The sequence below is a fragment of the Cellulomonas sp. ICMP 17802 genome, from assembly GCF_041295535.1.
Lineage (GTDB): Bacteria > Actinomycetota > Actinomycetes > Actinomycetales > Cellulomonadaceae > Cellulomonas.
The window spans coordinates 1-21,976 of record NZ_JBGFQZ010000021.1 but is presented as its reverse complement, the minus strand read 5'-3'; the positions used below and the strand labels follow the sequence as shown (position 1 = coordinate 21,976).

General features: G+C 70.4%; 16 protein-coding genes and 1 pseudogene. 4 read left to right on the top strand and 13 right to left on the bottom strand.

From position 1 onward, the window contains the following. Positions 1-2 precede the first annotated feature (2 nt). Both rplC and rpsJ read right to left on the bottom strand, forming a co-directional pair. A complete protein-coding gene (gene rplC, locus AB5970_RS14285; RefSeq protein ID WP_370504618.1) occupies positions 3-662 on the bottom strand; it encodes a 50S ribosomal protein L3 in 660 nt (219 codons plus the stop codon). Positions 663-684: 22 nt separating this feature from the next. Beyond that, positions 685-993 (bottom strand): 30S ribosomal protein S10, encoded by a 309-nt coding sequence (gene rpsJ, locus AB5970_RS14280; protein ID WP_013117879.1) that lies wholly within the window; start codon positions 991-993, stop codon positions 685-687. Between the two features lie 387 nt (positions 994-1,380). Between rpsJ and AB5970_RS14275 the strand changes: the two genes are divergently transcribed. Then, on the top strand, positions 1,381-1,761 hold the full coding sequence (locus AB5970_RS14275; protein ID WP_370504617.1) for a hypothetical protein: 381 nt from the start codon (positions 1,381-1,383) through the stop codon (positions 1,759-1,761). Positions 1,762-1,849: 88 nt separating this feature from the next. Here AB5970_RS14275 and tuf read toward each other — a convergent pair whose 3' ends face one another. The 8 genes from tuf to rplJ form a co-directional block, all read right to left on the bottom strand. After that, complete coding sequence (tuf, locus tag AB5970_RS14270; RefSeq protein WP_370504616.1) at positions 1,850-3,043, bottom strand: elongation factor Tu; 1,194 nt, start codon at positions 3,041-3,043, stop codon at positions 1,850-1,852. A gap of 124 nt (positions 3,044-3,167) precedes the next feature. Beyond that, positions 3,168-5,270 (bottom strand): elongation factor G, encoded by a 2,103-nt coding sequence (gene fusA, locus AB5970_RS14265; RefSeq protein ID WP_370504615.1) that lies wholly within the window; start codon positions 5,268-5,270, stop codon positions 3,168-3,170. Positions 5,271-5,359: 89 nt separating this feature from the next. Continuing rightward, a complete protein-coding gene (rpsG, locus tag AB5970_RS14260) occupies positions 5,360-5,830 on the bottom strand; it encodes a 30S ribosomal protein S7 (RefSeq protein WP_028045072.1) in 471 nt (156 codons plus the stop codon). After that, positions 5,830-6,201, bottom strand: a complete 372-nt coding sequence (rpsL, locus tag AB5970_RS14255) for a 30S ribosomal protein S12 (RefSeq protein ID WP_013770160.1) — start codon at positions 6,199-6,201, stop codon at positions 5,830-5,832. Before rpsL ends, rpsG begins: the two co-directional genes overlap by 1 nt. A gap of 473 nt (positions 6,202-6,674) precedes the next feature. Continuing rightward, the gene (locus tag AB5970_RS14250) at positions 6,675-10,544 is read right to left on the bottom strand and encodes a DNA-directed RNA polymerase subunit beta' (protein WP_370504614.1); all 3,870 of its coding nucleotides are present in this window, start codon (positions 10,542-10,544) and stop codon (positions 6,675-6,677) included. A gap of 107 nt (positions 10,545-10,651) precedes the next feature. Then, positions 10,652-14,158: a DNA-directed RNA polymerase subunit beta gene (gene rpoB / locus AB5970_RS14245; protein ID WP_370504613.1), complete on the bottom strand. Its 3,507-nt coding sequence runs from the start codon at positions 14,156-14,158 to the stop codon at positions 10,652-10,654. A gap of 483 nt (positions 14,159-14,641) precedes the next feature. Then, positions 14,642-15,031 carry a 50S ribosomal protein L7/L12 gene (gene rplL / locus AB5970_RS14240; protein ID WP_370504612.1) on the bottom strand — a complete coding sequence of 130 codons (390 nt, stop codon included), beginning with the start codon at positions 15,029-15,031 and terminating at the stop codon, positions 14,642-14,644. A gap of 83 nt (positions 15,032-15,114) precedes the next feature. After that, entirely contained in the window at positions 15,115-15,648 is a 534-nt protein-coding gene (gene rplJ / locus AB5970_RS14235) for a 50S ribosomal protein L10 (protein WP_370504611.1), read from the bottom strand. Positions 15,649-15,969: 321 nt separating this feature from the next. On the opposite strand from rplJ, the gene AB5970_RS14230 reads away from it, so the two are divergent. Continuing rightward, positions 15,970-16,389 (top strand): DUF4383 domain-containing protein, encoded by a 420-nt coding sequence (locus tag AB5970_RS14230; protein WP_370504610.1) that lies wholly within the window; start codon positions 15,970-15,972, stop codon positions 16,387-16,389. 2 nt (positions 16,390-16,391) lie between these two features. Beyond that, positions 16,392-16,955 carry a hypothetical protein gene (locus tag AB5970_RS14225; RefSeq protein ID WP_370504609.1) on the top strand — a complete coding sequence of 188 codons (564 nt, stop codon included), beginning with the start codon at positions 16,392-16,394 and terminating at the stop codon, positions 16,953-16,955. Positions 16,956-16,958: 3 nt separating this feature from the next. On the opposite strand, the gene AB5970_RS14220 is transcribed toward AB5970_RS14225, so the two are convergent. From AB5970_RS14220 to AB5970_RS14210, 3 genes are read right to left on the bottom strand one after another with little or no spacing between them, the layout of a single operon-like run. Beyond that, positions 16,959-19,565: a CHAT domain-containing protein gene (locus AB5970_RS14220; RefSeq protein WP_370504608.1), complete on the bottom strand. Its 2,607-nt coding sequence runs from the start codon at positions 19,563-19,565 to the stop codon at positions 16,959-16,961. Positions 19,566-19,570: 5 nt separating this feature from the next. Further along, on the bottom strand, positions 19,571-20,074 hold the full coding sequence (locus AB5970_RS14215; protein ID WP_370504607.1) for a carboxypeptidase regulatory-like domain-containing protein: 504 nt from the start codon (positions 20,072-20,074) through the stop codon (positions 19,571-19,573). Then, complete coding sequence (locus AB5970_RS14210) at positions 20,071-20,700, bottom strand: RNA polymerase sigma factor (RefSeq protein WP_370504606.1); 630 nt, start codon at positions 20,698-20,700, stop codon at positions 20,071-20,073. Before AB5970_RS14210 ends, AB5970_RS14215 begins: the two co-directional genes overlap by 4 nt. Positions 20,701-20,990: 290 nt before the next feature. Between AB5970_RS14210 and AB5970_RS14205 the strand changes: the two are divergent. Continuing rightward, positions 20,991-21,976: pseudogene (locus tag AB5970_RS14205) on the top strand (peptidase S32); the annotation flags it as partial.

The window sequence follows — 21,976 nt, the reverse complement described above, 5'->3', positions numbered from 1 at the left end:
GGTCACGCCCCCTTCACAGCGGAACGCACGACCACGACGCCACCCTTGGGGCCGGGGACGGCACCCTTGACGAGGATGAAACCCCGCTCGACGTCGACCGCGTGCACGGTCAGGTTCTGGGTGGTCTGGCGGTCCACGCCCATGCGACCGGCCATCTTGATGCCCTTGAACACGCGCGACGGCGTCGAAGCGCCACCGATCGAGCCGGGCTTGCGGTGGTTGCGGTGCGCACCGTGCGAGGCGCCGACGCCGTGGAAGCCGTGACGCTTCATGACACCGGCGGTGCCCTTGCCCTTGGTGGTGCCGATGACGTCCACGAGCGAGCCGGCCTCGAAGAGGGCGGCCGTGAGCTCCTGGCCGAGCGTGAACTCGGAGGCGTTCGGCGTGCGGATCTCGGCCACGTGCCGGCGCGGCGTGACGCCGGCCTTCTCGAAGTGGCCCTTCAGCGGCTTGGTGACCTTGCGCGGGTCGATCTGGCCGTGGGCCAGCTGGACCGCGGCGTAGCCGTCAGCGTCAGCGGAGCGCACCTGGGTCACGACGTTCGTGCCGACAGCGACGACGGTGACCGGGACGAGACGACCGTTGTCGTCCCACACCTGGGTCATGCCGAGCTTCGTGCCGAGCAAGGCCGTGACGGGGCGCTCGTTCTGCTGGGTAACCATAGAAATCAGTTCCTTCCCAGCGTCAGAGCTTGATCTCGATGTTCACGTCCGCGGGCAGGTCGAGACGCATGAGCGAGTCGACGGCCTTGGGCGTGGGATCGATGATGTCGATGAGCCGCTTGTGAGTACGCATCTCGAAGTGCTCGCGGCTGTCCTTGTACTTGTGGGGCGACCGGATGACGCAGAAGACGTTCTTCTCCGTCGGCAGCGGCACCGGACCCACGACCGACGCACCAGCGCGAGTCACCGTGTCGACGATCTTGCGTGCCGAGCTGTCGATGACCTCGTGGTCGTAGGACTTGAGCCTGATGCGGATCTTCTGTCCCGCCATGGCGCGTCTACTTCTCTCTGTTGGAACCGGCCCGTCCGACCCCCGCACTCGGGCGTGTCGCTTGGCGCGACACACCGTTGCGCTGCGTACCGTGTCCGGCACGAGATCGGTGGTTGTTGTCGGGCGTCAACCACCGGGTATTCCCGGGGTCCAGACGCCGTCCACGTGTGTGAGCCCTGTCGTGTGCCGCGCGCGCAAACGCGCCGCCCTCAACTAGGCAACCTGAACAGTGTGCCAGAGTGCGCGCGGGAACTCCAATCGCCTCCGTCACACCCGGCGCCCAGATCCGCGTGATCTCCCGCACAGCGGGCCCCGCCGGACGGCCCCGCGGGCGACAGGCTCCCCCGGTCCTGGGCGCGGCGCCCCGGGGCGGATACCGTGCCCCCCATGGAACGACTGGGTGCCCGCGCGATCGGGCTCGCGGCCGCGGCCCTCGTGCTCGTCGGCTGCACGCAGTCGCCCGCCGGGCCGGACCCCGCCCGATCGGCCACGACGAGCCCGTCGACGACGGCCTCCGCGACGACCGACCGGGGGACGACGCCGACGGCTCCCGCGCCCACCCCCTCGACGAGCCCGGTCCCGGGCGAGCCCTGCGACCCCGCCGACGGCTCCCCCGACTGCACCGACGCGACCGGCGCGGACGACGGCACGTTCCGCTACATCGAGGGCTACGCCGACTGCGTCGCCGACCTGGGCGCCGCCGAGGCCCACGGCCTGTGCACCGACCTCGACGGGGACGGCCGCGCCGGCTACCCGGACTCGGGCTGAGCCCGGGTCCGCCCGCAGACGACAGAAGGGCCCGGGAGCCGAAGCTCCCGGGCCCTTCCGTCAGATCAGCTGCCCCGAGGGGCTCGCGTCACTTGATGATCTTGATGACCTTGCCCGAGCCGACGGTGCGGCCACCCTCGCGGATGGCGAAGCCGAGGCCCTCCTCCATCGCGATGGGCTGGATGAGGTTCACGTGGATCTCGGTGTTGTCGCCGGGCATGACCATCTCGGTGCCCTCGGGCAGCGTGATGACGCCGGTGACGTCGGTGGTGCGGAAGTAGAACTGGGGGCGGTAGTTCCCGTAGAACGGGTTGTGACGGCCACCCTCGTCCTTGGCCAGGATGTAGACCTGGCCCTCGAACTCGGTGTGCGGCGTGATCGAGCCGGGCTTGACGACGACCTGGCCGCGCTCGACCTCCTCGCGCTTCGTACCACGCAGGAGCAGACCGACGTTCTCGCCGGCCTCGGCGTAGTCGAGCAGCTTGCGGAACATCTCGACGCCGGTGACCGTGGTCTTGATCGCCTTCTCCTTGATGCCGACGATCTCCACCTCCTCGTTCACCTTGAGCTTGCCGCGCTCCACGCGACCGGTGACGACCGTGCCACGACCGGTGATCGTGAAGACGTCCTCGATGGGCATGAGGAACGGCTTGTCGATGTCGCGGACCGGGTCCGGGACGTTCTCGTCGACAGCGTCCAGCAGGTCCTGCACGGACTTGACCCAGATCGGGTCGCCCTCGAGGGCCTTCAGGCCGGAGACGCGCACGACGGGGACGTCGTCGCCGTCGAAGCCCTGGGCCGAGAGGAGCTCGCGCACCTCGACCTCGACGAGCTCCAGGATCTCCTCGTCGTCGACCATGTCGGTCTTGTTCAGCGCGACGAGCAGGTAGGGCACGCCGACCTGACGGGCGAGCAGGACGTGCTCACGCGTCTGGGCCATGGGGCCGTCGGTCGCCGCGACCACGAGGATGGCGCCGTCCATCTGCGCCGCACCCGTGATCATGTTCTTGATGTAGTCCGCGTGACCCGGAGCGTCGACGTGAGCGTAGTGACGCTTCTCCGTCTGGTACTCCACGTGCGCGATGTTGATGGTGATGCCGCGCTGCTTCTCCTCGGGCGCCTTGTCGATCTCGTCGAAAGGCGTGAAGGGGTTCAGGTCGGGGTACTTGTCGTGCAGCACCTTCGAGATGGCAGCGGTCAGCGTCGTCTTGCCGTGGTCGACGTGGCCGATGGTGCCGATGTTGACGTGCGGCTTCGTCCGCTCGAACTTCGCCTTGCCCACTGGGTGTCCTCCTCAGGACTTGGTAGAGATTGGCCGACGTGTGCAGCTACCGGACGGTAGCTGCTTGGTGCGGCGTCCTACGGGTCGGTTTGTGTGATGGAACTACAGGTTTCGACCTGTGGGACTACTCGCCCCGGGTCTTCTTGATGATCTCGTCGGCAACGTTCCGAGGAACCTCGGCGTAGCTGTCGAACTGCATCGAGTACACCGCGCGACCCTGGGTCTTCGACCGCAGGTCACCGACGTACCCGAACATCTCGGAAAGGGGGACCTGGGCGCGAATGACCTTCACGCCCGTCGCGTCCTCCATGGACTGGATCATGCCGCGGCGCGAGTTGATGTCGCCGATGACGTCACCCATGTACTCCTCAGGAGTACGGACCTCGACGGCCATGACCGGCTCCAGCAGAACCGGGTCGGCCTTGCGGACCGCTTCCTTGAGGATCATCGAGCCCGCGATCTTGAACGCCATCTCCGAGGAGTCGACGTCGTGCGCGGCACCGTCGAGCAGGATCGCCTTGACGCCCACGAGCGGGAAGCCCGCGAGGACGCCGAGCTGCATCGCGCTCTGGATGCCGGCGTCGACCGACGGGATGTACTCGCGCGGGATGCGGCCACCGGTGACCTTGTTCGAGAACTCGTAGAGCTCGCCCTCGGCGGGGTCCAGCGGCTCGAAGGTCATCTGGACCTTCGCGTACTGGCCCGAGCCACCGGTCTGCTTCTTGTGCACGTAGTCGATCTTCTCGACCGAGCGACGGATCGTCTCGCGGTACGCGACCTGCGGCTTGCCGACGTTGGCCTCGACCTTGAACTCGCGACGCATGCGGTCCACGAGGATGTCGAGGTGGAGCTCGCCCATGCCGCCGATGACGGTCTGGCCGGTCTCCTCGTCGTGCTTGACGCGGAAGGTCGGGTCCTCCTCGGCCAGCTTCTGGATGGCCACGGAGAGCTTCTCCTGGTCACCCTTCGTCTTCGGCTCGATGGCGACGTCGATGACCGGCTCCGGGAACGTCATGGACTCGAGCACGACCGGCGAGGCCGGGTCGCACAGGGTGTCGCCCGTGGTGACGTCCTTGAGACCGATGAACGCGTAGATGTGGCCCGCCGTGGCGTCCTCGACCGGGTTCTCCTTGTTGGAGTGCATCTGGAAGAGCTTCCCGATGCGCTCCTTCTTGTTCTTGGTCGAGTTGAGCACCTGGGCGCCCTGCGCCACCTTGCCCGAGTACACCCGGACGTAGGTGAGCTTGCCGAAGAACGGGTGCGAGGCGACCTTGAACGCGAGGGCCGAGAACGGCTCCGTCGAGTCGGGGTGGCGCTCGACGACGAGCTCGGGGTCCTTCATGTCGTGGCCCTCGACCGCCGGGACGTCCAGGGGCGTCGGCAGGTAGTCGATGACGGCGTCGAGCATGGGCTGGACGCCCTTGTTCTTGAACGCCGAGCCGCACAGGACCGGGTAGGCCTCGGACGCGACGGTGAGCTTGCGGATGCCGGCCTTGATCTCGGCGATCGTCAGCTCCTCGCCACCGAGGAACTTCTCGAGCAGCTCGTCGTCCGTCTCGGCGACGGCCTCGAGCAGCTCGGCCCGGTACTGGTCCGCCTTCTCGACCAGGTCGGCCGGGATGTCCTCGACCTCGTACTTCTCGCCCAGGGCGGTCTCGCCGCGCCAGACGAGGGCACGCATGGTGACCAGGTCGACGACGCCGATGAAGTCGTTCTCGGAGCCGATGGGCAGCTGGATGACCAGCGGCTTGGCCTTGAGGCGGTTCACGATCGTGTCGACGGTGAAGTAGAAGTCCGCGCCGAGCTTGTCCATCTTGTTGACGAAGCAGATGCGCGGGACGTCGTACTTGTCGGCCTGACGCCAGACGGTCTCCGACTGGGGCTCCACGCCCTCCTTGCCGTCGAAGACGGCGACGGCACCGTCGAGGACGCGCAGCGAGCGCTCGACCTCGACCGTGAAGTCCACGTGGCCCGGGGTGTCGATGATGTTGATCTGGTTGTCGTGCCAGTAGCAGGTCGTCGCGGCGGACGTGATCGTGATGCCGCGCTCCTGCTCCTGCTCCATCCAGTCCATCGTCGACGCACCGTCGTGCGTCTCACCGATCTTGTAGTTGACCCCGGTGTAGAACAGGATCCGCTCGGTGGTCGTCGTCTTGCCGGCATCGATGTGAGCCATGATGCCGATGTTGCGGACCTTCGTGAGGTCCGTCAGCACATCCAGTGCCACGTGAGTTGCCCCTTGTCGGTTGGCTTGGGTGGCGCCACCGGTCCGGCCCGAGGATCGGACCGGCGGCGCAGCGCCCGTGGGTGCCGGGATTACCAGCGGTAGTGCGCGAAGGCCTTGTTGGACTCGGCCATCTTGTGCATGTCCTCGCGACGCTTGACCGCGGCACCGAGGCCGTTGGACGCGTCGAGGATCTCGTTCATGAGGCGCTCGGTCATCGTCTTCTCGCGGCGAGCGCGCGAGTAGTCGGTGAGCCAGCGCAGCGCGAGGGTGGTCTGACGGACCGGGCGCACCTCGACGGGGACCTGGTAGGTCGCACCACCGACGCGGCGCGAACGCACCTCGAGCGACGGGCGGACGTTGTCCAGCGCGCGCTTGAGCACGACCACCGGGTCGCCCTGCGTCTTCTCACGCACGCCCTCGAGGGCGCCGTAGACGATGTGCTCCGCGACGGACTTCTTGCCGTCGAGCAGGACCTTGTTGATCAGCTGCGTGACGACCGGGGACCCGTAGACGGGGTCGATGACGAGCGGCCGCTTGGGGGCCGGACCCTTGCGAGGCATCAGCCCACCTTCTTCGCGCCGTAGCGGCTGCGCGCCTGCTTACGGTTCTTGACGCCCTGCGTGTCGAGGGCACCACGGACGATCTTGTAGCGGACACCCGGGAGGTCCTTCACACGGCCACCGCGCACGAGCACGATCGAGTGCTCCTGCAGGTTGTGACCGACACCGGGGATGTACGCGGTGACCTCGACCTGGCTCGAGAGGCGGACGCGCGCGACCTTGCGGAGCGCGGAGTTCGGCTTCTTCGGGGTCGTGGTGTAGACGCGGGTGCAGACACCGCGTCGCTGGGGGGAGCCCTTGAGGGCAGGCGTCTTCGACTTGTTCGTCTTCGCCTGCCGGCCCTTGCGGACCAGCTGCTGGATCGTAGGCACTACGTCTCCGTCTGTTGGATGAATCTCTGGTCGACCGGCACCCGTCACCCTGGACGGCCGGCATGGTCGGGGTTCGTCGCCCGTCGCGCGACTACCCCGCAGGTCGTACGTCCCGAACCGACCCCCGCGCCCGGGCGTGTCGCCCCACTCCTCCGCACCGCAGTCCGCAAGGTTGCCTTGACGGAGAGACGGCGCGGTGGGGGAAACCACCCGATGCTCCCGGACGCACCATCCCAGAGCAGGAGGCGTCCACCGAGTGCATGCGCGAGAGCCCGACGGCGCGGGCACGGTGTCCTACGTTACCTGGCGCCCGGTGGGGCGTCAAAGCGGCTGACCACAGCCGCTGCCATCGGCCAGGGACGCGGACACCTGCACAACAAGGGTGCGCCCCGGCCGATTCCCGGGCGCGGGACGAAAGGCCCGAGGGGGCCCACCGCGGACGGTGGACCCCCTCGGGGTGAGAGCAGCTGCCGTCAGCGGTAGTCGCCGAAGTCGATGTCCTCGAGCGGGATCGCCTCGCCCGAGCCGAGGCCCAGGGCGGGGAAGTCGATCTCGTCGTAGCCGAAGGTCGGGTACAGCTCGGCCTTGGCCTCCTCGGTGGGCTCGACCGCGATGTTGCCGTAGCGGGGCAGGCCCGTGCCGGCCGGGATGAGCTTGCCGAGGATGACGTTCTCCTTGAGGCCGAGCAGCGGGTCGGACCGACCCGACATCGCGGCCTCGGTGAGCACCCGGGTGGTCTCCTGGAAGGAGGCCGCCGACAGCCACGAGTCGGTCGCGAGCGACGCCTTCGTGATGCCCATGAGCTCCGGACGGCCCGAGGCCGGCTGGCCGCCCTCGGACACCGCAGCGCGGTTCGCGTCCTCGAAGCGCCCACGCTCGGCGAGCTCGCCGGGCAGCAGGTCGGTGGTGCCGGAGTCGAGGACCGTCACGCGACGCAGCATCTGCCGCACGATGACCTCGATGTGCTTGTCGTGGATGTCCACACCCTGCGACGAGTAGACGACCTGCACCTCGTCGACCAGGTGCTTCTGCGTGGCACGCGGGCCGAGGATGCGCAGGACCTTCTTCGGGTCGACCGCACCCTGGACCAGCTGGGTGCCCACGGAGACGTGGTCGCCGTCGGTGACCAGCAGGCGCGAGCGCTTGGTGATCGGGTAGGCGATCTCCTCCGAGCCGTCGTCCGGCGTGAGGACGAGGCGACGCGAACGGTCACCCTCCTCGACCGCGATGCGGCCCGAGAACTCCGCGATGGGCGCCTCACCCTTGGGGGTGCGGGCCTCGAAGAGCTCCTGGACACGCGGCAGACCCTGCGTGATGTCGTCGGCCGACGCCACACCACCGGTGTGGAAGGTACGCATCGTCAGCTGCGTGCCGGGCTCACCGATCGACTGGGCCGCGATGATGCCGACGGCCTCGCCGATGTCGACGAGCTTGCCGGTGGCCAGCGAACGGCCGTAGCAGCGCGCGCAGGTGCCGACGCGGGACTCGCAGGTGAGCACCGAGCGGATCTTCAGGGTGTCGACGCCCGCCTCGAGGAGGCGGTCGAGCAGCACGTCACCGACGTCGTCACCGGCGTGGCCGATGATCTCGCCGTCGACCTCGACGTCGCTCGCCAGCGTGCGCGAGTAGACGCTCGTCTCGACCTTGTCGTGACGACGCAGGGCGCCGTCCGTCCCCGGCACGCCGATCGGCATGGTCAGACCACGCTCGGTGCCGCAGTCGTCCTCACGGACGATGACGTCCTGCGAGACGTCCACCAGACGACGGGTCAGGTAGCCCGAGTCGGCGGTCCGCAGAGCGGTGTCCGCCAGACCCTTGCGGGCACCGTGCGTCGCGATGAAGTACTCGAGGACCGACAGCCCCTCGCGGTAGTTCGACTTGATCGGGCGCGGGATGATCTCGCCCTTCGGGTTGGCCACGAGGCCACGCATACCGGCGATCTGGCGGACCTGCATCCAGTTACCGCGCGCACCCGAGCCGACCATCTTGTAGACGGTGTTCTGGCGCGGGAAGTTCTCCCGCATCGCGTCGGCGACCTTGTCGGTGGCCTGCGTCCAGATCTCGATGAGCTCCTGGCGACGCTCGTCGTCGGTGATGAGGCCCTTCTCGTACTGGCCCTGCACCTTCGCCGCGCGCGCCTCGTGCGCCTCGAGGATGGCCGCCTTGGCCGACGGGGTCGCGACGTCCGAGATGGAGATCGTGACGCCCGAGCGGGTGGCCCAGCGGAAGCCGGCCTCCTTCAGCGCGTCCAGCGAGGCAGCGACCTCGACCTTGGGGTAGCGCTCGGCCAGGTCGTTGACGATGACCGAGAGACGCTTCTTGTCGACGACGCCGTTCTCGTACGGGTAGTCCACGGGCAGCAGCTCGTTGAACAGCGCACGACCCAGGGTCGTCTCGAAGAGCAGCGCGTCGCCCTCGGTCCAGCCCTCGGGCGCGTCCTCCTCGGCCAGGACCAGGTCGTCGAAGCGGATCTTCACCACGGCGTTGAGGTCCAGGGAACCCTGGTCGAACGCCATGATCGCCTCGGAGACCGTGCTGAACGCGCGGCCGGCGCCGAGCGCCTCGTCCTTGTCGTTGGTCAGGTGGTACAGGCCGATGATCATGTCCTGCGAGGGCATGGTCACCGGACGACCGTCCGACGGCTTGAGGATGTTGTTGCTCGAGAGCATGAGGATGCGGGCCTCGGCCTGCGCCTCGGCGCTCAGGGGCAGGTGGACGGCCATCTGGTCACCGTCGAAGTCCGCGTTGAACGCGGCGCAGACGAGCGGGTGCAGGTGGATCGCCTTGCCCTCGACCAGCTGGGGCTCGAACGCCTGGATGCCCAGACGGTGCAGCGTGGGTGCGCGGTTGAGCAGCACCGGGTGCTCCGTGATGACCTCCTCGAGCACGTCCCAGACGACGGGACGGGCGCGCTCGACCATGCGCTTGGCCGACTTGATGTTCTGCGCGTGGTTCAGGTCGACCAGGCGCTTCATCACGAACGGCTTGAAGAGCTCCAGCGCCATCTGCTTGGGCAGGCCGCACTGGTGGAGCTTGAGCTGCGGGCCGACGACGATGACCGAACGGCCCGAGTAGTCGACGCGCTTGCCGAGCAGGTTCTGGCGGAACCGACCCTGCTTGCCCTTGAGCATGTCCGAGATGGACTTGAGCGGGCGGTTGCCCGGACCCGTCACCGGACGACCGCGGCGGCCGTTGTCGAACAGCGAGTCGACGGCCTCCTGGAGCATCCGCTTCTCGTTGTTGACGATGATCTCGGGCGCGCCGAGGTCGAGCAGCCGCTTGAGGCGGTTGTTCCGGTTGATCACGCGGCGGTACAGGTCGTTCAGGTCCGAGGTGGCGAACCGGCCACCGTCGAGCTGGACCATCGGACGCAGGTCCGGCGGGATGACCGGGACGGCGTCGAGCACCATGCCGGTGGGCGAGTTGGTCGTCGTGAGGAACGCGTTGACGACCTTCAGGCGCTTGAGGGCACGCGTCTTGCGCTGGCCCTTGCCGGTCTTGATGATCTCGCGCAGCGAGTCGGACTCGGCCTCGAGGTCGAACGCCTCGAGGCGCTTCTGGATCGCCGCGGCGCCCATCGAGCCCTCGAAGTAGTTGCCGTACCGGTCCTGGAGCTGGCGGTAGAGCATCTCGTCGCCCTCGAGGTCCGCGACCTTGAGGTTCTTGAACCGGTCCCAGACCTGGTCCAGGCGGTCGAGCTCGAGGTCGGCACGCTTGCGCAGCTGAGCCATCTCGCGCTCGGCCGAGTCGCGCACCTTGCGGCGGGCGTCGGCCTTGGCACCCTCGGCCTCCAGCTCGGCCAGGTCGGCCTCGAGCTTGGTGGCGCGGGTGTTGATGTCGTTGTCGCGGCGGTCCGAGATCTCCTTCTTCTCCAGGTCGATCCCGTTCTGGAGGTTGGGGAGGTCCTCGTGCCGGCCGTCGACGTCGACCCACGTGATCATGTAGGCCGCGAAGTAGATGACCTTCTCGAGGTCCTTCGGGGCGAGGTCGAGCAGGTAGCCGAGCCGCGACGGCACACCCTTGAAGAACCAGATGTGCGTGACGGGCGCGGCGAGCTCGATGTGGCCCATGCGCTCACGACGGACCTTCGAGCGGGTCACCTCGACGCCGCAGCGCTCGCAGATGATGCCCTTGAAGCGCACGCGCTTGTACTTGCCGCAGTAGCACTCCCAGTCCCGGGTGGGACCGAAGATCTTCTCGCAGAACAGGCCATCCTTCTCCGGCTTCAGGGTCCGGTAGTTGATGGTCTCGGGCTTCTTCACCTCACCGTGCGACCAGGCACGGATGTCGTCGGCCGAGGCAAGGCCGATACGCAGCTCGTCGAAGACGTTGACGTCGAGCAAGGGGGGTCCTACTTCCTTCGCTTGCCGGTGTGCACCAGCTGAACGGAAATGTTGCTAAGGGTGCGGGCCCGCCGCCCACCCTTCACGGAAGGGCGGCAGGCTCGACGTCAGATCTCTTCGACGCTGCTGGCGTTCGGGCGCCGGGACAGGTCGATGCCGAGCTCCTCCGCTGCGCGGTAGACCTCGTCGTCGTTCTCCTTCATGTCGATGGAGACGCCGTCCGAGGAGAGCACCTCCACGTTCAGGCAGAGCGACTGCATCTCCTTGAGGAGCACCTTGAAGGACTCCGGGATGCCCGAGTCGGGGATGTTCTCCCCCTTGACGATCGCCTCGTACACCTTGACGCGGCCGGGGACGTCGTCCGACTTGATGGTGAGGAGCTCCTGCAGCGTGTAGGCGGCGCCGTACGCCTCCAGGGCCCAGACCTCCATCTCGCCGAACCGCTGGCCACCGAACTGCGCCTTACCACCCAGCGGCTGCTGCGTGATCATCGAGTACGGACCCGTGGAGCGTGCGTGGATCTTGTCGTCGACGAGGTGGTGCAGCTTGAGGATGTACATGTAGCCGACCGCGACTGGCTCCGGGAACGGCTCGCCGGAGCGCCCGTCGAACAGGCGCGCCTTGCCGTCACCGCCCACGGTGCGCTCGCCGTCACGGTTCGGCAGCGTGGCCGAGAGCAGACCGGTGAGGGTCGTCTCCGGGACACCGTCGAACACGGGCGTCGCGACCGGGTTGCCGGCCGGCGACGACGCGGCGATGGCCGGGACGTCGTCCCGCCACGAGACGTCGCCCTCGGCGAGCTGGATGTCCCAGCCCTGCTTGGCCACCCAGCCGAGGTGCGTCTCGAGGACCTGGCCGACGTTCATGCGGCCGGGCACGCCGAGCGGGTTGAGGACGACGTCGACCGCGGTGCCGTCGGCGAGGAACGGCATGTCCTCGACCGGCAGGATCTTGGAGATGACGCCCTTGTTGCCGTGGCGGCCGGCGAGCTTGTCGCCGTCCGTGATCTTGCGGCGCTGCGCGATGTACACGCGGACGAGCTCGTTCACGCCGGCGGGCAGCTCGTCGCCGTCCTCCCGGCTGAACGTGCGGACCTCGATGACCGTGCCGGACTCGCCGTGCGGGACCTTGAGCGACGTGTCGCGGACCTCGCGCGCCTTCTCGCCGAAGATCGCGCGGAGCAGGCGCTCCTCGGGGGTCAGCTCGGTCTCGCCCTTGGGCGTGACCTTGCCGACGAGGATGTCGCCCGCCGCGACCTCGGCGCCGATGCGGATGATGCCGCGCTCGTCCAGGTCCGCGAGGACCTCCTCGGAGACGTTCGGGATGTCCCGCGTGATCTCCTCCGGGCCGAGCTTGGTGTCGCGCGCGTCGACCTCGTGCTCCTCGATGTGGATCGAGGAGAGCACGTCGTCCTGCACGAGGCGCTGCGACAGGATGATCGCGTCCTCGTAGTTGTGGCCCTCCCACGACATGAACGCGACCAGCAGGTTGCGGCCGAGCGCGAGCTCGCCCTCGTCCGTGGCCGGGCCGTCGGCGAGCACCGAGTTGACCTCGACGCGGGCGCCGGTGTCGACCAGCACGCGCTGGTTGTACGAGGTGCCCTGGTTCGAGCGACGGAACTTGGCGACGCGGTACGTCGACGTGGTGGCGTCGTCGTTGGCGACGACGATCAGGTCGGCCGACACCTCGGTGACGACACCCGGCTTCGTCGCGACGATGACGTCGCCCGCGTCGATGGCCGCGCGACGCTCCATGCCGGTGCCCACGAGCGGGGCCTCGGAACGGACCAGCGGGACGGCCTGGCGCTGCATGTTGGCACCCATGAGGGCACGGTTGGCGTCGTCGTGCTCGAGGAACGGGATCAGGGCCGTGGCCACCGACACCATCTGGCGCGGGGAGACGTCCATGTAGTCGACGGCCTCGCCGGCGACGTACTCGATCTCGCCGCCCTTGACGCGGACCAGGACGCGGTCCTCCTCGAAGGAGCCGTTCGCCTTGAGCGGGGCGTTCGCCTGCGCGATGACGTGGCGGTCCTCGTCGTCGGCCGTCAGGTAGTGGACCTCGTCCGAGACCTTGCCCTTGATGACCTTGCGGTACGGCGTCTCGACGAAGCCGAACGGGTTGATCCGCCCGTACGTGGCGAGCGAGCCGATGAGGCCGATGTTCGGGCCCTCAGGGGTCTCGATCGGGCACATGCGGCCGTAGTGCGACGGGTGGACGTCACGGACCTCCATGCCGGCGCGGTCGCGGGACAGGCCACCCGGGCCCAGCGCGGACAGGCGACGCTTGTGCGTCAGGCCCGCGAGGGGGTTGTTCTGGTCCATGAACTGCGACAGCTGCGACGTGCCGAAGAACTCCTTGATCGACGCCACCACGGGGCGGATGTTGATCAGGGTCTGCGGCGTGATCGCCTCGACGTCCTGCGTCGTCATGCGCTCGCGCACGACGCGCTCCATCCGCGACAGGCCCGTGCGGACCTGGTTCTGGATGAGCTCGCCGACCGCGCGGATGCGACGGTTGCCGAAGTGGTCGATGTCGTCGGGCTCGACGCGGATCTCGACGGCCTCGCCGGCACGCGTGCCCGGCAGGGTCGGCAGGTCGATGTGCAGCGACGCGAGGTACTTGATGGTGGCGACGACGTCATCACGCGACAGGACCGAGTCCGCGAGCGGGACGTCCAGGCCGAGCTTCTTGTTCAGCTTGTAGCGGCCGACCTTGGCGAGGTCGTAGCGCTTCGGGTTGAAGTAGAAGTTCTCGATGAGCGCGCGGCCGGCCTCGACCGTGGGCGGCTCGCCCGGGCGGATCTTGCGGTAGAGGTCGAGCAGCGCCTCGTCCTGCGTCTGGACGTGGTCCTTGTCCAGCGTGTCGATGACGGCGGGGTACGCCGCAAACTCCTCGCGGATCTCCGCATCCGTCATGCCGAGGGCCTTGAGCAGCACCGTGGCGTTCTGCTTGCGCTTGCGGTCGACGCGCACGCCGACGTTGTCGCGCTTGTCGATCTCGAACTCGAGCCAGGCGCCGCGGCTCGGGATGACCTTGGCCGTGAGGACGTCCTTGTCGGACGTCTTGTCGGCGGTGCGCTCGAAGTACACGCCGGGCGAACGGACGAGCTGCGAGACGACCACGCGCTCGGTGCCGTTGATGATGAAGGTGCCGCGCTCGGTCATGAGCGGGAAGTCACCCATGAAGACCGTCTGGCTCTTGATCTCGCCGGTGGTGTAGTTGACGAACTCCGCCGTGACGAACAGCGGCGCGGCGAAGGTGAAGTCCTTCTCCTTGCACTCCTCGGCCGTGTACTTCGGCGGCTCGAAGCGGTGCTCGCGGAACGACAGCGACATGGATCCGCCGAAGTCCTCGATAGGCGAGATCTCCTCGAAGATCTCCTCGAGACCAGCGGTCTCGGGAACGTCCTGACGTCCGGCCTCGAGGGCCTTGGCCACACGGCCCTGCCACTTCTCGTTACCGAGCAGCCAGTCGAAGCTCTCCGTCTGCAGACCGAGCAGGTCCGGGACCTCGAGGGGCTCGTGGATCTTGGCGAAGGAGATACGGCGAGAGGCGGTGCGGTTCGCGATGGCGTCGGCGGTCGGAGCAGAAGGGGTGCGCGAGGCAGCCAAAAGAGGGGTCCTTCCCAGCGGATCGAGTGCACGCTGCACTGGTCCTGGCTAGGCGCGATCCCCCGGCCGGCGAGCCTGGCGACGTCGTGTACGAACGACGAAGGTGGGCTCGGGTTATACGGGATCGCGGGCACAGGCCAGCGCAAAGCGCTAGCATACTCGGCCGCGGTGTCAAAGTCCACCCGGCATCGACACCTCCTGGAGTCCCCCACCGAGGTGGGTGACCGGCCACGAGGCGTCCGGTACGAACAGGCGGCTCCGCCCGTCCGGCGACGACGTTGTCGCCGCGCACATGGTGGCACACCCGGCGGGCCGGCGAAAGCCTGGACCCCCGTCCGGCTGTGGACGGACCACGTCGTGGCTGGTCAGACAAGCGACGAGGCCCGAGTCCGTCATCGGGACGCGGGCCTCGTCGACCAGCTGCGGGAGCGTCGCTCCCCTACCTCCGGCCGGTCGGCGCACCGACCCTGCCGGAGGCGGTGATCACTTGAGGGTGACCGTGGCGCCGGCGCCCTCGAGGGTCGCCTTGGCCTTCTCGGCGGCCTCCTTGTTGACACCCTCCAGGACGGCCTTGGGGGCGGCGTCGACGAGGTCCTTGGCCTCCTTGAGGCCCAGGCTCGTGAGGGCACGCACCTCCTTGATGACCTGGATCTTCTTCTCGCCCGCGGCCTCGAGAACGACGTCGAACGAGTCCTTCTCCTCCTCGGCCTCGACCTCGGCAGCGCCACCGGCGCCGGCGGGGGCCGCGACGGCGACCGGAGCGGCAGCGGTGACCTCGAAGGTCTCCTCGAACGCCTTCACGAACTCGGAGAGCTCGATGAGGGAGAGCTCCTTGAACGCGTCGATGAGCTCGGTGGTGGTGAGCTTCGCCATGATGGCGGTTCCTTCCGTTCAGCGCCCGGCGGCCGTGGTGGCCGGCTCGGGCAGGGGGTTTGTGAGCGCCTGTGCCGGATGGCTCAGGCTGCGACCTCGGCCGACTCCTCGCGCTTGAGGCGCAGGGCGTCGATGGTGCGCGCGGCCTGTGCGGCGGGCGCCGTGAACAGGTACGCCGCCTGGAACAGCGACGCCTTGAACACGCCGGCAGCCTTGGCCAGCAGCACCTCGCGGGACTCGAGGTCCGCGAGCTTGGTGACGTCCGCAGCGGTCAGGGCGCGTCCCTCGAGGACACCGCCCTTGATGACCAGTGCGGGGTTCGCCTTGGCGAAGTCACGCAGTCCCTTGGCGGCCTCGACCGGGTCACCGGAGACGAAGGCGATCGCCGACGGGCCCGCAAGCACGTCGTCGAGGCCCTCGAGGCCGGCATCCTTGGCCGCGATCGCGGTCAGCGTGTTCTTCACCACGGCGTAGGTTGCGTTGCCGCTGAGCGCCTTGCGCAGCTTCTTGAGCTGCGCGACGGTGAGCCCGCGGTACTCGGTCAGCACGGCCGCGTTGCTGTCACGGAACAGGTCCGTGAGCTCCGCGACAGCGGCTGCCTTGTCCGGCCTCGCCATGGCAATCCTTCCGATGGTGGTGCCACCAGTCGTCACGCCCCACAAACGAAAGAGCCCCGCGCAGGCGCGGGGCTCGTCAGGCGGCTCGGCAGCACCGAGCCTTCCGGGAACTCTCACCTGCGCTGGCCTCCGCTGCTGCGGGACTTCGGGCGGACCGACACACGCACTGGTGTGCGCACGACGGACCGACGACCGGCGGTCTTTGGATGACCCGAGGGTACGTCACCGCGGCGAGGTCCTCCAAATCCGGTCCCATCCGGACGGCCGCCCGCTGCGAACCCTGCCCGTACGCACGTACCCGGCTCCAGAAGGAGGACCCCCGTGTCCCAGTCCCCGAACCGCCTCGTCGGCACCGTCTTCGGCATCGTCTACCTGCTCGTCGGCCTCGCCGGCTTCGCCGTCACCGGCGGCGTCTCGTTCGCCGCCACCGAGGGCCGGCCGCTGATCGTGTTCGACGTCAACCCGCTGCACAACATCGTGCACCTGCTCATCGGCGCGGCCCTGCTGGTGGCCGCCCGCACCTCCGTGCGCGCCGCCAAGGGCACGAACACCACGATCGGCGCCGTCTACCTGCTGGTGGGCGTGCTCGGCCTGTTCCTCGTCGGCTCCGGCGCGAACATCCTCGCCCTGAACGGCGCCGACAACGTTCTGCACTTCGCCAGCGCGATCCTGCTGCTCGGCGTCGGCCTCGCCGCCGACAAGGCCGACCAGACGGTGGGCACCGGCGCGCGGACGGCGTGAGCATGACCACGCACGCGGTGCGTCCGGCGGCCGCCCCGGCGGTCCCGGCGTTCGCCACCCAGGAGGGCACGCGGGCGTTCGTCGGACGGACCGGGTCGGCCTACGCCGCCCTGGGGGGCGGGCTGGTCCTGATCGCCCTCGGCTCCGAGCACCTGGGGCACCACCCCGGGCTCGGGGTCGCCCTCGCGGTCGTCGGCGTCGCCGAGCTCGGCTGGGCCGTCGCCGCACTCCGCGGTCCGGCCCCGCTGCCCCGCGCCGCGCTGGCCACCCTGCTCGGCGGCGCCGTCGGCTGGCTGGTCGCCGCGGTGGCCGTCACCGGGTCGCTCGGCCCGGCGGACGTGGCGGCCGCGGTGCTGCAGCTCGGCGCCGCGGTGCTCCTCGCGGTCGGGCTGCGACCCGGCCCGTCGGGACGGTCCGCCGGCCCGCTCGTCCGGCTCGGGGTCCTCGCGCTCGGGTCGCTGCTCGCGGCGACGATCACCGTGCCGGGGCTGGCGTCGACCGACGCGGGGGCTGCGGCACCCGGGATGCCCGGCATGCCGGGCATGGGGTCCCACCACCACGGCTGACGCTCAGAGCGGGGCGCCGAAGCACACCAGGGGCGCGACCACGCCGGTCTCCGCGGCGTCCTCGGCCGTGGCCGTCGCGACGGCCACGGCCACGGGCACCCCCGACCGGAGGAGCGCGTGGGTGCGCGTCATGACCTTGAGCGCCGTCTCGTCTGGCAGGGGCGCCACCGCGGCGACGACACAGCCGACGCCGGTGCGCAGCAGCACGCTGGCCAGCCCCAACGCCTCGCCGCCGGCCCGGATGCTCGCGCGGCCGACCTCGCAGCTGGAGAGCAGGACGAGGTCCGGCGAGCCGCCGCCGGAGTCCAGCTCGTGCGCGAACAGCGGACCGTCCGCCATGCGCACCGACGAGAACAGCGGGTTGTCGGGCTCGTGCCGCCCGTGCGCGGCGAGGTGCACGATGCCGGGCTCGCCCAGCAGCCCGATCATCCGCGACACCGTCGCCTCGCCACCCACCACGACCTCGCCGCCCGGCCACAGCCGACCGATCTCCTCGGCCTCGGTCTCGGCGTGCTGCAGCCCGGGCCCGGCCGCCGCGCTCACCCGCGTCGGCACGCCCTGGAGCGTGCCGGCGTAGGTCATCCAGTGGTGCACGGACGGCGCGACGACGGTCGGCCGGCCGATCCGCGACGGCAGCATCGACCACGGCAGGACGCCGAGCCAGCCGGTCGCGACGACCACGAGCTCGCCCGAGGCCTCCAGCGCCGGGCTCAGCCGCGTCTGCAGCGCGGACATGCCGTGCCGCAGCGAGTTCCGGGCGACGTCGCGCAGGTCGGCCGGGACCAGCGGGTTGGCCGTCACCTCGAGGTCGGCGTGGACCCGGCGGACCAGCTCCGCGATGCCGGCGGCCTCCCCCAGGCGGTGCAGCGCCGTGCGGTCCTCGCCGACCTCGACGGCCAGGAGCTCGCCGCGGTGCTCGAGCACGTCGAGGACGACGCCGCCCGGCCGGTCCCGCAGCCGCCGTCGCACCTCGACCGAGCGGCCCGCACGGTCGCCGCCCGCGCGGCCGCGCTCGTGCCACGACCGCGCGAGGATCTCGTGCTTGAGGCGCTGCGCCTCGCGCTCGACGCGGACCAGGCGCGGGTCGCCACCCACGCGCAGCCGGACACCGCGGTTCTGGTCGATCAGCTCCCGGAGCTCCTCGAGCAGCGCGGCGGAGACGGGGTCGCTGGGCGGGTTGACCCGCGGGGTCCCGCCGATCACCGACCGCACGCGCTCGGCCGCGTCCAGCACCGCCGCGGCCCGGCCCGTGGCCAACGCCAGGGAGACGTCGAGGTCGGCCAGGCCCGTCCCGTGCACCGCGCCCGCCGTGCGCAGGTCGAGCGAGCCGAACCGCGACCGGTGCAGCCCGAGATCGCGCTGACCTGCGCGGACGTACCGGCCCGCGCGCTCCCGGTCGCCGGCCTCGAGCGCGAGCATGGCCCGGATGCGGCGGCCGTGCAGCCGGACCGCGATCGGGTCGCTGTTCCGGACCGGCCCGAGGGCCTCGAGCACCGCAGCCGGGTCCTGCAGCACGCCGCGGGCGACGTCGGACTCGATGCGCACGTAGGCCGCGGCCGTGGCCCAGATGGTGCGGCCCGTGCTCACGCACATCTGCTCCAGGCGGCCCGCGCTCCGCGCGAGCGACGCCCACCGGGCCCGCACGTGCGCGCCGTCGGGCGCCGCCGCGCAGGCCTCCGCGTCGGCCTGCAGCGCGAGCAGCGACGCCCGGATCACCCACGCGTCGTCGCCCCGGCGCCGGAACCTGCGCTCGGCGGACACCGCGAACTCGCGGGCCGCGACCAGGTCGCCGCGCAGCATGGCGCACTCCGCCCGGCCGAGCTCGCACTCGGCGACGTCGTGCGGCAGGTGCTGCTCCTCGAACAGCGCGGCGGCCTCGGCCAGGGTGCTGTCCGCGACACCCACCAGCCCGGCCTCGAGCAGCACCCGGGCGCGGTCCTGGATCGCGGTCGGCCGCGGCGGGCCCGGCAGGATGGCGGCCGCCGCCTCCATGACCGCGAGCGCCTCGGGCATGCGCCCGGCGACGAAGCTGAGGTAGCCGAGGTTGTGCTCCGCCTTGAACACGAGGCGGACGAAGCCCGCCTGGCGCGCGCGCCGGGCACAGTCGGCGAGGTCCGCGCGGGCGGCGGTCAGCTCGCGCCGGTCCATGTGCAGGACACCGCGGTTGAGCAGGGAGCGGACCGCGTCGATGGGGTCGGCCTCGTCGGACGCCGCGACCGCGACGTCCAGCTCGCGCAGGGCGTCGTCCTGCCGCCCGGCCCGCAGCGCGAGCAGCCCGCGCAGCCCGGCGACCGCCGGCCGCAGCCCCGGCCAGCCGCCACCCGCGGCCTCCTGCTCGGCCAGCATCTGGTCGAGGCGCTCGAGCATCGGCCGCGGGCCACCCCGGGTCTCGAAGTCGCACTTGGCCAGCTCGATCAGGGCGCGGGCACGCCAGTGGGCCACCTCGGGGGTGGTCGGCATCGCGTCGAGCGCGCGCAGCGCCGGGCGCAGCCGCCGGCGCGCGCGGGTGGGCCTGCCCTCCGCGTTGTCGTCGTCCGCCCGCTGCACCTGCTCGACGAGAGCGCCGAGACTCGGCGGCCCGGCCGCCGCCGGACCGCCGGATTCGGTCATCTGCGCTAGAGCTCGATCTGCGGCGTCACGATGGGCACCGTCGGGTCCGACGGGCGGCGGAGCACGAGCCGTGCCGGTCCGCGCTCGATGTCGGAGAACGAGAAGCGTCCGTCGGCGTCGGACGACGTCGTGGTCACCTCGCCGCCCTGGTGCAGCTCGACCGAGAGCTCGCCCGCGGGGGCGGCCCACCCGTCGACCCGGACCCGGCCGGCCTCGGCGTGCACGGAGATCATCACGGTGAGCACGTCGGTGGTGAACGTGATCGTGCCGGCCTCGATGCTCGCCTCGTCGGCGCGGACCGCGAGGGCGGGCTCGCCGACGAGGTGGAGCTCCGCGATCTCGGCGTGCATGGCCTCGATGGTCAGCGCCATCCCGATGCGCTCGACCAGGCCCTCCGGGACGGGGTCCGCCATCTCGACCATGGCCGCGAGCCGCTCGAGGATGTGCAGGTCGTCGATGTCGAGGCCGCCCGCGGCGACCAGGGCGAGGGTCTTCTCGTCGGCGCTCATGACATGCTCCAGGCGGGGTCGGAGGCGAGCGCGACGCGCAGCTTGGCGAGACAGCGCCCGCGCGTGGGGCCGATGCTGCCGACGGGCATGCCGAGCGACCTCGAGACGATGGAGTAGTCGGGGCGGTCGACCAGCGCGACCAGCCCGAGGAGCCGGCGGCACCGGTCGGGCAGCTCCGCGACGTGGCGCCAGAGCACCTCGTCGCGCTCGCTCCGGACGGCCACCGAGTCGGGCAGGTCGTCGGTCGGCGCCGCCAGCCAGTCGGTCACGTGCTCGTCCTGCTCGTGGCGGACCAGCTCGTCCCGGCTGCGGCGTACCGAGCGCCACGCCGCCCGCTTGGCGGTGACGAGCATCCACTGCAGGGTCGCGCGGGGGTCGCGGATCGACTCGATGTCCCGGACGAGGGTCAGCCACGTGTTCTGCACGATGTCCTGCGCCAGCTCGGGGTCGGCCCCCTGGGCGCGCACCGTGTGCCACAGCAGGGGGGTCATCACCTGCACCAGGGCGGCGAGCGGAGCACGGTCTCCGTCGCGGTAGGCCACCACCGCGCGGGCCGCCTGGTCGGCGAGCCCCTCACCCTGGCTGCGGAGCTCGGTGTCCACCGGCTCCACCAGGTCGTCACTCATCATGGACCCCTCACAGGCGGCCTCGTCGGGCGGCCGCCCCGCACACAGTAGGACGACCCTGACAACCCCGACAAGGACGATCCGGCCGCCCACGGGTGCCCCCGGACCGCCCGCGTCGCGGACCGTCCCCCCGCGAGCACCCGCGGGCGACCCCACCGATCGGGGTCGCCGGAGAGGAGCATGCTCTCGGCAGCCAGATACATCTCTGGAACTCTTCTTCCGGACCGATGTATCTGGCCCGGATTCACCCGCTCCTGACGAGCACCCGACCGGCTGAGGAGAAGCGCGCCATGACTGAGCAGGACCCCACACCCGCCTCGCACACCCGCGACCAGATCCGCACCACCAAGCGCACCGTCGAGGACGCGCTCATCGCCCGGCCGGGCGTGGTCGGGGTCGACATCGGCGAGAAGCGGTCCGGCGGCTCACCGACCGGTCGCCAGGCGATCGTCGTGCACGTGGAGCGCAAGCGTGCGGACGACGACCTCGCGGACAGCGAGCGCATCCCGAGCGAGATCGACGGGATCCCCACGGACATCGTCGAGCACCGCGTCCGGCTGCTCGCCGGGGCCGCGGCCGCCCCTCAGCCGTCCAAGCGCGTCCGCCCACTCGCCGGGGGGATCAGCCTGGGGCCGGCCACGCCCGTGACGGTCCCGATCGACGGGCAGGCGCAGCTGCGGTCGGTCAACGGGACGCTCGGCGTGCTGGTCTACGAGCGGCACACCGGCCGCACGTTCGGGCTCACCAACTGGCACGTCGCCGCGGGTGACGGGCTCGAGGACGTCGCCAGCACCTGGATCCAGCCCGCCCTCGCCGACGGCGGCGACCCGCGGCACGACCGCATCGGGGCCCTGGTCCGCGGTGCCCTCACCGACCGGATCGACGCGGCCGTCGTCGCGCTCGCGCCGGGTGCGCCGTGGCTGCCCGGCATCGTCGGCATCGGCCCCGTCACCGGCTCCGGACCGGCCGCCGAGGACGCCGCCGTGCGCAAGAGCGGGCGCACCACGGGCCTGACCAGCGGCGTCGTCACCTCCACCGACTACACCACCTCCGTCGACTTCGGCCCCGGCATCGGGTGGAAGACCCTGCGCGACCAGATCCGGATCGAGCCGGGCGAGGGCGTCGACGCCTTCTCGGCCGAGGGCGACTCCGGCTCCGCGGTCGTCGCCGAGGACGGGACCGTCGTCGGGCTGCTCTGGGCCGGCGAGGACGACGGCAGCTTCTCCGTCGCCAGCCCCATCGCCGTCGTCCTGGACACCCTCGGCGTCGACGTGCT